At 66.3% G+C, this 12,128-nt stretch carries 11 protein-coding genes; 10 read left to right on the forward strand and 1 reads right to left on the reverse strand.

The window, feature by feature from the left end:
• Window positions 1–86: 86 nt before the first annotated feature.
• Window positions 87–3,044, reverse strand: coding sequence for a DNA topoisomerase III (locus EBQ26_RS08405; protein WP_122238568.1), 2,958 nt, complete (start codon window positions 3,042–3,044; stop codon window positions 87–89).
• Window positions 3,045–3,326: 282 nt separating this feature from the next.
• Between EBQ26_RS08405 and EBQ26_RS08410 the strand changes: the two genes are divergently transcribed.
• The 10 genes from EBQ26_RS08410 to EBQ26_RS08455 all read left to right on the forward strand — a co-directional run bounded on the left by EBQ26_RS08410 (window position 3,327) and on the right by EBQ26_RS08455 (window position 12,125).
• Window positions 3,327–3,962 (forward strand): SET domain-containing protein, encoded by a 636-nt coding sequence (locus tag EBQ26_RS08410; RefSeq protein ID WP_122238569.1) that lies wholly within the window; start codon window positions 3,327–3,329, stop codon window positions 3,960–3,962.
• A complete protein-coding gene (locus tag EBQ26_RS08415) occupies window positions 3,959–4,927 on the forward strand; it encodes a biotin--[acetyl-CoA-carboxylase] ligase (RefSeq protein ID WP_122238570.1) in 969 nt (322 codons plus the stop codon). The genes EBQ26_RS08410 and EBQ26_RS08415 overlap by 4 nt, the downstream gene beginning before the upstream one ends.
• Window positions 4,912–5,784, forward strand: coding sequence for a hypothetical protein (locus tag EBQ26_RS08420; protein WP_122238571.1), 873 nt, complete (start codon window positions 4,912–4,914; stop codon window positions 5,782–5,784). The genes EBQ26_RS08415 and EBQ26_RS08420 overlap by 16 nt, the downstream gene beginning before the upstream one ends.
• A 212-nt stretch (window positions 5,785–5,996) precedes the next feature.
• Complete coding sequence (locus EBQ26_RS08425) at window positions 5,997–7,796, forward strand: GspE/PulE family protein (protein ID WP_390614183.1); 1,800 nt, start codon at window positions 5,997–5,999, stop codon at window positions 7,794–7,796.
• Window positions 7,789–9,054 (forward strand): type II secretion system F family protein, encoded by a 1,266-nt coding sequence (locus EBQ26_RS08430; protein ID WP_122238572.1) that lies wholly within the window; start codon window positions 7,789–7,791, stop codon window positions 9,052–9,054. Before EBQ26_RS08425 ends, EBQ26_RS08430 begins: the two co-directional genes overlap by 8 nt.
• A 59-nt stretch (window positions 9,055–9,113) precedes the next feature.
• Window positions 9,114–9,572: a type II secretion system major pseudopilin GspG gene (gene gspG / locus EBQ26_RS08435; RefSeq protein ID WP_390614184.1), complete on the forward strand. Its 459-nt coding sequence runs from the start codon at window positions 9,114–9,116 to the stop codon at window positions 9,570–9,572.
• Between the two features lie 150 nt (window positions 9,573–9,722).
• Window positions 9,723–10,205 (forward strand): GspH/FimT family pseudopilin, encoded by a 483-nt coding sequence (locus EBQ26_RS08440; protein WP_122238604.1) that lies wholly within the window; start codon window positions 9,723–9,725, stop codon window positions 10,203–10,205.
• Window positions 10,202–10,654, forward strand: coding sequence for a type IV pilus modification PilV family protein (locus EBQ26_RS08445; protein WP_238944249.1), 453 nt, complete (start codon window positions 10,202–10,204; stop codon window positions 10,652–10,654). The genes EBQ26_RS08440 and EBQ26_RS08445 overlap by 4 nt, the downstream gene beginning before the upstream one ends.
• Window positions 10,654–11,340, forward strand: coding sequence for a prepilin-type N-terminal cleavage/methylation domain-containing protein (locus tag EBQ26_RS08450; protein ID WP_122238574.1), 687 nt, complete (start codon window positions 10,654–10,656; stop codon window positions 11,338–11,340). Before EBQ26_RS08445 ends, EBQ26_RS08450 begins: the two co-directional genes overlap by 1 nt.
• On the forward strand, window positions 11,340–12,125 hold the full coding sequence (locus EBQ26_RS08455) for a type II secretion system protein GspK (RefSeq protein ID WP_122238575.1): 786 nt from the start codon (window positions 11,340–11,342) through the stop codon (window positions 12,123–12,125). Before EBQ26_RS08450 ends, EBQ26_RS08455 begins: the two co-directional genes overlap by 1 nt.
• Window positions 12,126–12,128 lie beyond the last annotated feature (3 nt).

Consider the following 12,128-nt stretch of genomic DNA (forward strand, 5'->3'; position numbering starts at 1 on the left):
CGATACGGTGGTGGTTGTCGGGTTGTCGGGTTGTCGGGTTGTCGGGGGAGGGAGGCAGGCGCAGCTTCCGCCTGCTTGCGTTGGCTTCAGCCCAAATGCGGCCCCAGCTTGCCGGTGAGCTCGAACATGCCGATGCGATCCTGGCCGAGCACGGCGCGCAGTTTGTCGTCGGCGACGATGGTGCGTTTGTCCTGCGGGTCTTGCAGGTTGTGGGCTTTGATGTAGTCCCAGAGTTTTTTCAGCGCCTCGGGGCGGGAGACGGGTTCGGGGCCGATGAGGGCGGCCAGGGCGGGGCTGGGGGGCTTGCCTGCGGCGGTTTTGCGCGGGGTTTTGGTGGCCGCTTTTTTCGCCGTGGTTTTTGCAGCGGCCTTGGTCGCGGTTTTCGCGGCGGCTCTTAAGCCCGTTTTGGCCGCTGCGCCGCCGCCTTTGCCGCCTTCGCGCGGCTCGAAGGCGAAGCCGACTTTGCCGGCGGCGGCGTCCCACACCAGGCGGGCCTTGAAGGGGCGGCGCGTGCGGTTGGAGATGAATTTGTCCAGCACGTCGGTTTGGCCTTCATGCAGCAGCTTGCGCATTTGCTCGGGCTCGATGGGTTGTTGCAGGATGATCTTGCCGACTTTGAAGCGGCTGCTGGGCTTGGGGTTTTGCGCCGTGGGCACGGCCAGTTCGCTGACGTATTGGTTGCCCCATTCATAGACCTGGCCGGCGTCGGCGGGGGAGGGGCCCAGGGGCTGCTGGCCGCTGAAGTCGGCCAGTTCGCCATCGGCTTGGTCCTGGGCGTCGTTGCCGAAGTCGAATTCCAGCTTGAGGGTGTTGCGCTCGGTGTCGGGCACCAGGGCCAGTTCGGCGGTGAAGGGCCAGCCCGCCTTGGAGCGAAAGCCCTCCAGCGGGCCGATGCGGCGCTCGCGCAGCAGTTGCTCGGCTTCGGCCAGCTCGAAGGTGCGCCCGCCGGGTGATTTGCCAAAGGAGAAGCCGCAGCCTTCGCCCTGCCCACCTGCGCCGGTGCAGGCGAAGCGGCGGTAGTTTTCCTTGACCACGCCGCCGCAGTGTGGGCAGGGCGCGGCGAGGGTGGCGTAGTCGCCGGGGATGGTGTCGCGGTCGTATTCCTTGGCTTTTTTGACGATGCGCTCGGTCATGGCGGCGATGTCGGCCATGAATTGGGCGCGCGAGAGTTCGCCTTTTTCGATCTGGCTGAGCTTGTATTCCCAATCGCCGGTGAGTTCGGCGCGCGAGAGTTCCTGCACTTGCAGGCCGCGCAGCAGGGTCATGAGCTGGAAGGCTTTGGCGGTGGGGATGAGCTCGCGCCCTTCGCGCAGCATGTATTTCTCGGTCAGCAGGCCCTCGATGATGGCCGCGCGCGTGGCGGGCGTGCCCAGGCCTTTTTCCTGCATGGCGGCGCGCAGCTCTTCGTCCTCGACCTGCTTGCCCGCGCTTTCCATGGCCGAGAGCAGCGTGGCTTCGCTGTAGCGCGCGGGGGGCTTGGTTTTGAGGGCTTTGATGTCGGCTTCGTCGGCGCGCACGACCTCGCCAGGCTGCACGGGCACGAGGGATTTGCTCTCGCCGCCTTTGCCTTCGTCCTTGCCGTCTTTTTTGCCTTCTGCGCCCAGCTCGCTGTCGGCCTCTTTGCCGTAGATGGCCAGCCAGCCGGGGTTGACCAGCACGCGGCCTTCGGATTTGAAGTGCTGCGCCGGCTCGGGCAGCGCGGGGGTGGCCACTGTGCTGATGCGGGTGGTCACCAGGTATTCGGCGCTGGGGTAGAACACGGCCATGAAGCGGCGCGCTACGAGGTCGTAGATTTTCTGCTCGGCTTCGGACAGGCCCGAGGGCGGCTGCGTGGTGGGGATGATGGCGAAGTGGTCGCTGACCTTGCTGTCGTCAAAAATGCGGCGGCTGGGCTTGACGTAGCCCTGCTCCAGCGCGTGCGCGGCGTGCGGCGCCAGGTGCGAGAGGCGACTGCCGGCCAGCGCCTGGAAGGTGTCGCGCGCCACGTTCAAGTAGTCCTGCGGCAGGTAGCGCGAGTCGGTACGCGGGTAGGTCAGCGCCTTGTGGCGCTCGTACAGGGCCTGGGCCAGCGCCAGCGTGGTCTTGGCCGAGAAGCCGAACTTGCCGTTGGCCTCGCGTTGCAGGCTGGTTAGGTCAAACAGCAGCGGGCTGGCCTGGGTGGTGGGCTTGCTTTGCTCCTGCACCGTGGCGCTTTGGCCGCGCACGGCATCGGCGATGGCGCGTGCGCGGGCTTCGTCCCACAGGCGGTCGGCGCGGGCGTGCTCGTCGGCGCTTTTCTTAAATTGCGGGTCGAACCATTTGCCCAGGTAGCGCCCGGCCTGGGCGGCGAAGTCGCCGTGGATTTCCCAATAGTCGCGGCTGATGAATTTGCGGATTTGCTCCTCGCGCTCGACCACCAGCGACAGCGTGGGCGTTTGCACCCGGCCCACGGTGGTGAGGAAGAAGCCGCCATCGCGCGAGTTGAAGGCCGTCATGGCGCGCGTGCCGTTGATGCCCACCAGCCAATCGGCCTCGGAGCGGCTGCGCGCCGCATCGGCCAGGCCGCGCATTTGCGCGTCGCTGCGCAGGTTCTGAAAGCCGTCGCGGATGGCCTGCGGCGTCATCGATTGCAGCCACAGGCGCTGCACCGGCTTGCCCAGGCTTTGGCGCTGCCCGCCCTTGACGGGGCCGGCGTATTGCTCGATGAGGCGAAAGATCAGCTCGCCCTCGCGGCCCGCGTCGCAGGCGTTGATCAGCTCGCTCACGTCGGCGCGCTTGGCCAGGCGGGTGACGGCGTTCAGGCGCGCCTTGGTCTTTTCCACCGGCTTGAGGTCAAAGTGCGGCGGGATCACCGGCAGATGGGCAAAGCTCCATTTGCCGCGCTTGACGTCGTACTCCTCGGGCGCCTGGATTTCCACCAGATGGCCCACGGCGCTGGTGACGATGTATCGATCGTTCTCGAAATAGTCCTCGTGCTTGGCAAAAGCGCCCGCCACCGGGGTGAGGGCGCGCACGATGTCTTGGGCGACGGAAGGTTTCTCGGCAATGACCAGGGATTTGGACATGGGGCGTAGCTGGCGGTAGGGATGGGGCTGTCAGGCGGGGTGGGGGTGCGGAAAGCGGTGTTTTTATACATCAAAAAGAAATAAAACACCCTTGTTTCGGCAATATTTTAGTAAAATCGTTTTTACTTTGATTTGCAAAAAAAGACCCAAATGAAGCGCCCGCCCAAGCCGCGCCTGCACGACGGGGCGGGCGCTGCTCGGGCACTACAATGGGCCGCTTGCACACGGCCCGGGCACGGTTGCGCGGGTCTTTTTTATAAGTTAGCAGAGTTTGTTTGCCCCATGCCCCAAACCCCGCCGCGCCGCGCTGTGGCGCCTTTGCAAGAGCCGCCGCAGGCGGGCCGCGCCGCCCAGGGCGCTCGCCCCAGGGGGCGCAAAACCCAAGTGCGCCGCTCGGGCGTGCACGGCAAGGGCGTGTACGCCGTGCGCGATATTGCGCCGGCCGAGGTGGTGCTGGAATACAAGGGCGAGCGCATCAGTTGGGAGGAGGCCGACCGCCGCCACGACAACCAGCAGGGCGACCCGTTTCACACCTTCTTCTTTCAGACCGACGGTGGCGAGGTGATCGACGGCGGCGTGCAAGGCAATTCCGCGCGCTGGATCAACCATTCCTGCGAACCCAATTGCGAGACGGAGGAGGACGAGCAAGGCCGCGTCTTCATCGTCGCCACCACGCCCATTGCCGCCGGGCAGGAGCTGTTTTACGACTACGCGCTGGAGATCGATGTGCCGCGCATCACCGCCGCGCTGAAAAAGGATTACGCCTGCCTGTGCGGCACGCCCTCCTGCCGTGGCACCATGCTCAAAACCCGCCGCCGCGCGCCCAAGCGCAAGCCTGCCGACGGCAACCCTGACGGCGCGGGCCATCCCAGCTCCCATTCCAACCCGCCCGGCCCGGCGCAGGAGGGCAGCGCATGAGCGCGCCCCACAACCCCTGGCACGGCCAGATCGAGCAAGCCGCCCAGGCCGCCTGGCCGGGGCTGGCGCTGCAATGGCTGCCGAGCATCGACTCCACCAACACCGAGCTGATGCGCCGCGCCGCGCTGGGCCAGTCAGCGCCCGCGCTGCTGGTGGCCGATGCGCAAACCGCCGGGCGCGGCCGCCTGGGCAGGCGTTGGCAGAGCCAGCCCGGCCAGGCGCTGACTTTCAGCCTGGGCCTGCCGCTGGCTCCGCAAGATTGGTCGGGCCTGTCGCTGGTGGTGGGCATGGCCGTGGTCTCCGCCCTGCAAGCCTGGGCGCGCGCGCAAGGCGTGGCCGTGTCGGCAGGCCGCTTGGGGCTTAAATGGCCCAACGATGTATGGTGGATTGATGGCGCAGGCCACATGCGCAAGATGGCCGGAATTCTGATTGAAACGGCTTCGGCCCCGCAGGCCGTAACGGCCCTGCCCGCTGCGGCCGCCAGCCCCGCCTCGCCCCTGCGCCAGATGCGCTACGCCGTCATCGGCATCGGCCTGAACCTGCTGCCGCAGACCTTGCCTGCGCAGGCGGGCGATGCCGCCGCCCGCTTGCATGGCTTGGGCGCGGCCCGCGTCGGCCTGGCCAGCGTGGCCGAGTGGGCGGGCGTTGCGCCCGACGCGGGCGCGGTGCTGCATCTGCTGGCGCCCGCCGTGCTATCGGCCGTGCGCCAGTTCGAGGCCGAAGGCTTTGCCGCCTTCCAGCCCGCGTTTGCCGCCTGGGATGTGCTGGCCGGTCTGCCCGTGGTGCTCAGCGATGGCCGCCAGGGCGAGGGCCTGGGGGTGGATGCGCAAGGCCAACTGCTGCTGGCGCTGGGCGGGCAAGTGGTGCACATCCATAGCGGCGAGGTCAGCGTGCGCCCGCTCGCCCAGAGCCAGCCGAGCGGCTTGCAACAAGAAGGGAGTGGATACCCATGCTGCGCATCGTGATCGTGTTGTTGGTGGTCGCCAATGCGGTGTATTTCGCCTGGGCGCGAGGGCATTTGCAAGCGCTGGGCCTGGGGCCGTCGCAGCCCGCGCCTGCCACGCCCGAGGCCCATGCCCCGCTGCGGCCTGAAGCCGTGCAGGTAGTGCAAAGCCCCCCAACGCCCGCCCAGCCCGAGGCCGCCCAGCAAAGCAGCCCGCCCCCCGTCATCCCCGTGCTGGTGGCGCAAAACACGCCGCCGCTGGTTGATGAGGCTGAGCAAGCGCCGCAAGAGCTGGCCGCACCGCCGCAGGCCAGCGAAGCGGCCGCGCCGGACACGCCTGCGCAAGAGCAGACTCCCTCGCCAGCCGCCGCTGCACCAGCTCCCCCGCCTGCGCCCGTGCCGCCCCCACCTCCGCCCCCGGCGCCCCCCGCGCCCAAGCAGTGCATGGCCTTTGGCCCCTTGACGGCCGAGCAGGCCGAGCCGGTGCGGGCCGTGCTGCAATCGTGGCCGCGCGCCCAATGGCGCTGGGAGCAGCAAAGCGTCAACGGGCGCTGGATGGTGCTGTGGGCCAAGGTCAACGACGATTTGCTCAGCAACGCGCGCCGGGCCGAGTTGCAAAGCAAAAACATCGCTTTCGAGCGCCTGCGCTCCGGCCCGCATGCGGGCGGCTTCTCGCTGGGGCGCTTCTCCAGCGAAGCGGCGGCCCAGCAGCAAAAGCGCAATCTGGAGCGGCGCGGCATCACCGGCGCGACGGTGGTGCTCGAACGCGAGGCGGCCGTGCTCTACACCGTGCAATTTCCCGATTACGCTGCCGTGCGCGAGCAGGTGCGCCGCGAGCTGGGCCGCCACCTGGGCGGGCGCAGTCCGCAAGGGTGTTGATGATTTTACAAATCAAAAATCATTTTTCATTTTCAAAAATGAATACCATGTTGCCGAAAAGGCTAATGTGTTTTGCTTTTGATTTGAAATAAGGCAAAGCCTTAGAAGGCGCGTAGCGCACATGGGCGCGCTCTATACAATGGCGCGCTTTGGCGCCCGGGCCAGCGGCCCAGGCCCTGTTGCATCCCGATGGCCCTCATGGAAGTTGCACCGTGTCCCTGTTTGAATCCACCGCCGCTGCTGCGCCAGCCCACCAGCCCATTTCCGACCCCGCTGCGGCCAGCCGCCACAAGCTGGGCGAGCTGTTGGTGCAGGCGGGCAAGCTAGGCCCGCGCGATCTGGAGCGGGCGCTGGCTGCGCAGCAGGAAATGGGCGGCATGCTGGGCCGCGTGCTGATTCGCCTGGGCGTTGTCTCCGAAGCCGATTTGATGCCCGTGCTGGCGCAGCAACTGGGCGTGCCGCTGGCCAAAGCCGAGGATTACCCCCAGCAACCGCTGGAAGTGCCAGGGCTGGCGCCGGGCTTTTTGCGCACGCACAACGTATTCCCGCTCTGGCTGCGTGAAGGTGGCGAAGCCGCCCAGGGCGCTGCGGACAACGCCGCCGAGGCGGGCGTGCTGGCCGTCGCCATGGCCGTGCCGCAGGACGAGTTCGTGTGCAAAGCCCTGCACCTGGCCACCGGCCTGCGCATCGTGCCTTACCTGGGGCTGGAGAGCGACATCGAGCGCGCGCTGGACCAGGCCGAGGCCGCCGCCCAGCAGGCCGAGGAGGCCAGCGCGGACGATTTGCTCAGCGGTCTGGATGCGGCCGATTTCGTCGAGCACCTCAAGGATCTGGCCAGCGAAGCGCCGGTCATCAAGCTGGTCAACACCATCATTGGCCGCGTCATCGACATGCGCGCCTCGGACATCCACCTGGAGCCGTTCGAGGACGGCCTGCATGTGCGCTACCGCGTCGATGGCGTCATCCACGTGGCCGAAATCATCCCCCAGCGCCTGGCGCCCGCCGTCGGCTCGCGCGTGAAGCTGCTGGCGCACCTGGACATCGCCGAGCGCCGCTTGCCGCAGGACGGGCGCATCAAAACCCGCGTCAAGGGCCGCGAGCTGGATTTGCGCGTCTCCACCGTGCCCACGGTGTATGGCGAGAGCATCGTCATGCGCGTGCTCGACCGCGCCAGCGTGCGCCTGAATCTGGACGACATGGGCTTTGCCCCCGATACGCTGGCGCGCTTCAACGAGCTGCTGGCCAAGCCGCACGGCATCTTCCTGGTCACCGGGCCAACCGGCTCGGGCAAGACCACCACGCTCTACGCCGGCCTGGCCAAGCTGGACGCCGACAGCCAGAAAATCATCACCGTGGAAGACCCGGTGGAATACCAATTGGCGGGCATCAACCAGATTCAAGTCCACCCGCAGATCAACCTCACTTTTGCCAACGCGCTGCGCGCCATCCTGCGCCAGGACCCGGACATCATCATGATCGGCGAGATGCGCGACGGCGAGACGGCGCAGATCGCCGTGCAGTCCGCGCTGACGGGCCACCTGGTGCTCTCCACCCTGCACACCAATACCGCGCCCGGCGCCATCGTGCGCATGGAGGACATGGGCGTGGAGCGCTACCTCATCACCTCCTCCGTCAACGGCGTGCTGGCCCAGCGCCTGGTGCGCACGCTGTGCCCGCACTGCAAGCAGCCGCACGATCTGGCCCCACATGTGCTGGAAGAAACCGGCCTGGCGCGCTTTTTGCAGCCGGGCCAGACGCTGTACCGCCCCGTGGGCTGCGAGCACTGCCGTGGCTCGGGCTACAAGGGGCGCACCGGCATCCACGAGCTGATGGTGCTCGATGAAGTGCTGCGCCGCGCCATTCTGGACGGCAAGGACGCGGCCGAACTGGGCAGCCTGGCCGCGCAGCGCGGCATGCTCAGCCTGTATGAGGACGGGTTGCGCAAGGCCGCTGCGGGCGTGACCAGTCTGGAAGAAGTCACCCGCGTGACGCAGGACCAAAGCGATGCCTGATTACGCCTGGCGCGCCGCCAACGCCAGCGGCCAGATCAACACCGGCGTGATCGCGGCGGCCAATGTGCCGCAGGCCATGAAGCTGCTGCGCGAGCGCGGCCTGCACCCGCTGCACCTGGCCCCGGCCAGCGCCAGCGAAGTCGTGCAGGCCCAGCACGCCGATGCGGCCTCGGCCAGCGCGGCCTTGCTGGGCACGGCCAAGGCCAGCCGCAAGAACAAGGGGCCTGTCAACCGCGATGACATCCGCGCCATGACCAGCGAGCTGACCATCATGCTGCGCTCGGGCCTGGCGCTCGACAGCGCGCTCAAAGTCCTTATCGACATGAGCCACAAGCCCGCCATGCGGGCGCTGGTGCAGGATGTGCTCGATGCTGTCAAAGGTGGCGCCCCCTTCAGCAAGGCGCTTGCGCGGCACCCGCAGCACTTCGACGATTTCTACGTCAACATGATTCGCTCGGGTGAGGTCAGCGGCCAGATGGCGGGCGTGCTGGCGCGCCTGGTCGAGCATATGGAGCGGCTGCGCGCGCTGCGCGAGAGCGTGGTTTCGGCCTCCATCTACCCGCTGATTCTGCTGGGCATGTCCGTGGCCGTGCTGGTGTTCATGATGGTGTTCGTGGTGCCGCGCTTTCGGCCCATGTTTGCCGATGTGGGCGATGCGCTGCCGCTGCCTACGCAAATTTTGATGGCCTCCAGCGATTTCTTCCTGGCCTGGGGCTGGCTGCTGGCGCTGGCGCTGGCGCTGACGGGTTATCTGGGCTGGCGCTGGCTGCGCTCACCCGCCGGGCGCGCCTGGTGGCAGGAGCGCGTGCTGCGCCTGCCCGTCATCGGCGCGCTGGTGGCGCGTTACCAATTGACGCTGTTTGCCCGCTCCTGGGGAACCTTATTGGGCAACGGCGTTCCGATGCTCACCGCGCTGGGCATTGCGACCGACACCGTGGGCAACCAGGTGTTGCGCGCCCCGCTGCTGCGCGTGGCCCCGGCCGTGAAGGAGGGCGCGCGCGTGGTGGATGCGATGGGCAAGCTGGGCATCTTCGAGCCGCTGGCCATCAACCTGATCCGCGTAGGTGAGGAGACGGGCAAGATCGGCGCGATGGCGCTGGAGCTGGCCGATATCCTCAACCGCGAGGTCGAGACGGGCATCAAACGCGCGCTGACGCTGCTCAGCCCGCTGATGATCGTGGTGCTGGGCGTGCTGGTGGCCTTCATCCTAGTGTCGCTGATGATGGGCATTTTGTCCATCAACCAGGCGGTGGCCTGACGGGGCCTGTGCGCCCGCAGCGCCGGTGTTTTTCGTTTTTTTGTTCAAGAGAGAGTTGTATGCCGCTTTCCATGTTCTCCTGCCCCGCAGGCTCTGTGCGCCGCATGGCGCGCTCGTTGCAGCGCGGTTTCACGCTGATTGAAATTCTGGTCATCGTGGCCATCCTGGCCCTGCTGGCCACCCTGGTGGGCCCGCAGGTAATGAATGCTTTGGGCGGCTCGCAGTCCAGAACGGCCCAGGTGCAAATCGCCGAAATCGAAAAAGCGCTGGATGTGTTCCACCTCGACACCGGCCGCTACCCCAGCGCCAGCGAAGGCTTGCAGGCGCTGATGACGCGCCCGGGCAACGTCATCGCCTGGAACGGCCCCTACATGAAAGCGCTGCCCATCGACCCCTGGGGCAAGCCCTACCAGTACAAATTCCCCGGCCCCAAGGGTGGCGTGCAAATCCTCTCCTACGGCGCCGATGGCGTGCCGGGCGGCGAGGGCAAGAACGCCGATCTCACCAACGGCCAATAAGTGGACGGTAGATACAAATCAATGGAAATAACACTTCATGTCTAACATGCCGAAGCGGGTGGATTTTATTTCTTATTGATTTGTAAAATTGTTGTGATTGGCGGGCTTTCCTCCTTTCTGGCTGGGTTTTTGGCTGTGTCGCATTCCCCCTTGGCTCCAAGAGTCTGCTCAAAGGCCCCGCGGCGTTGGCGCGCTGCGCGCGGCTTCACTTTGGTGGAGCTGCTGGTGGTGATTGCCATCGCCGCCATGCTGGCGGCCCTGGCGCCAATGGCGTATGTGCGCATTCAGGAAAGCGCGCAGTACCGCGATGCCGTGCGCAGCCTGTGGACTTCGCTGCGCACGCTGCGCGAAGAAGCGCTGGTCAGCGGCCAGGTGCAGCGCTTTGAGCTGGACTTACAGGCCAAGCGCTTCAACTACGGCAGCACAACCTACACCCTCGCCCCGGAGCTGGAGCTGCGCGCTACCGTGGCCGATTTGGGGCAGGACGCCACGCGCTCGGCCGCTATCTGGTTTTTGCCTGAGGGCGGGGCCACCGGCGGCAGCATCGAAATCCTGCGCCCCACAGGCGACGGCACGCGCGTGCGGGTCGATTGGCTCACGGGCGACATTACGCAGGAGGCGCTGCTGCCGTGACCGCCACCGCGACACGTTCCCCTTTGCGCTCTTTTTCGCGCCATTTTTCGCGCCACGCAGGCTTTACCCTGGTGGAGGTGCTGGTGGCCATCGCCATCATGGGCTTGAGCCTGTCGCTGCTCTACCAAATCCTGGGCAGCAATACCCAGTCCGTGAGCGTGAGCGGGCAATACCAGCGCGCGGCGATGCTGGTGCAATCGCTGCTGAATGCCCACGAGGGCATCCCCAAAGAGGGCTGGAGCGAGCAGGGCGAATCGGCAGGCTTTGTCTGGCAGGTGCAAAGCCAGCCGTATGACACTCCGCTGATGCACAGCGGCCGGGCCATGGCGCCCTTGCACCAGGTGGATATCCTGGTGCAGTGGAGCGAGGGCGAACAGGCGCGCAGCCTGGCGGTTTCGACCCTCAAGCCAGAGCGCTTCATCCCCATCCATGCGGACGAGGGCATGTGATGGCAGCGCAACGCAGAGCAACGGCCTTGACCTCGCGCAAGCGCCATGCAACACGCGCAACCAAGGGTTTCACGCTGCTGGAGGTGCTGGTGGTGACGGCGCTGCTGTCGCTGGTCATGCTCGGGCTGGCTTCGTCGTTTTACAGCCTGGCGCAGACGGAAAACCGCGTGGACGCCCGGCTGGATCAGTCCGGTCAAGTGCGCGCCAGCATGCATTTTCTGGACCAGGTGCTTGGCCGCATCGTGGCGCGGCGCAGGCCAGGCGTGCAAAACATGCAAGAGCCGCTGCACTGGTTTGAAGGCCAGCCCCAAAGCCTGCGCTGGGTGGGCATCATGCCCGCGCGTTTTGGCGCAGGCGGGCGTTACTTCTTCCAGTTGACGCTGGAAGGGGGGGCATTGGTCATCCGCTTTACCCCGTGGGAGGATCAACGTGCCTTTCCCGCGCCGGAACAGATGCAGGCGCGCGTGCTGCTCAGCGATGTCACGCACTTGGCCATCCAGTACCGTGGGGAGGAGTCCAACACCATCGCCTGGCGTGGCCAGTGGAATCGGTTGCAGCAAATACCCTCGCACGTGATGCTGGATATCGCCACCGCCAGCGTGGCTCTGCCCAGCAAAATCGTGCCTCTGCGTCACACGACGGACGCGGGCTTGGCCTATGTCCCATCAATCGGAGGGGGTGGCTGATGCGAAGCGGAGCGCACTGGCGCTGCCAGCGCGGCATTGCCTTGATGGCCGTGCTGTGGGTGGTGGCGATCCTGAGCCTGATCACGGTGGGCTTGGTGCAGGCCGTGCGCACGGAAGTGCGCATCGTGGGGCTGGATCGGCAGCGCGTGCAGGCACAGGCCTTGGGCGAAGCCGCCATTGCCTTGGCCGCCCAGCAGATTGGTGCGTTGCAGCAAGATCAGCCCGAGCAAAACATCTTCCAGCTGGAAGTGGAGTTTGCCGGCCAGCGCATGCCCGTGCACGCCCAGCCGCTGGCAGGTTTGGTTTCGCTGCCATCGGCGCCGCGCGATGTGCTGGCGCCTGTGCTGCAACACGCTGGCGGCTTGAGTCAGGACGCAGCCCTGGAGATGGCCGAGCGCATCGTGCAGTGGCGCATCAGCCCCACGGAGCATGGCGCGACGCGCGGCATTGCCGCGCCGGAGGACCTGTTACAGGTGCCCGGCGTGTCGTATGACCTCTATGCTAGAGTAGCGCCCTTTGTGACCGCCAGCCGACGCGGCACCGGGCTGGATTTGCGCGCAGCATCGCCGGAGCTATTGGCCATGTTCGGTCTGCAACCCGGTCAGCTTCCTGCCGGGCAGCGCCGCCAGGCGCACCACCTCTTTCGCTTCACAGCCCAGGTGGAAGTGGGGCAAACCCGCTTCGAAGTCCGTAAAGACATGCAAGTCAACAACCAACCGGGCCTATCGGGCATGTACTGGCAGACGTTTGAAAGCCAGATCAAAGTGACGGATTCCTTGCGATAAGCA

Origin of the sequence: Allofranklinella schreckenbergeri (genome assembly GCF_003703475.1) — a bacterium.
Taxonomy (GTDB): Bacteria; Pseudomonadota; Gammaproteobacteria; order Burkholderiales; family Burkholderiaceae_C; genus Lampropedia; species Lampropedia schreckenbergeri.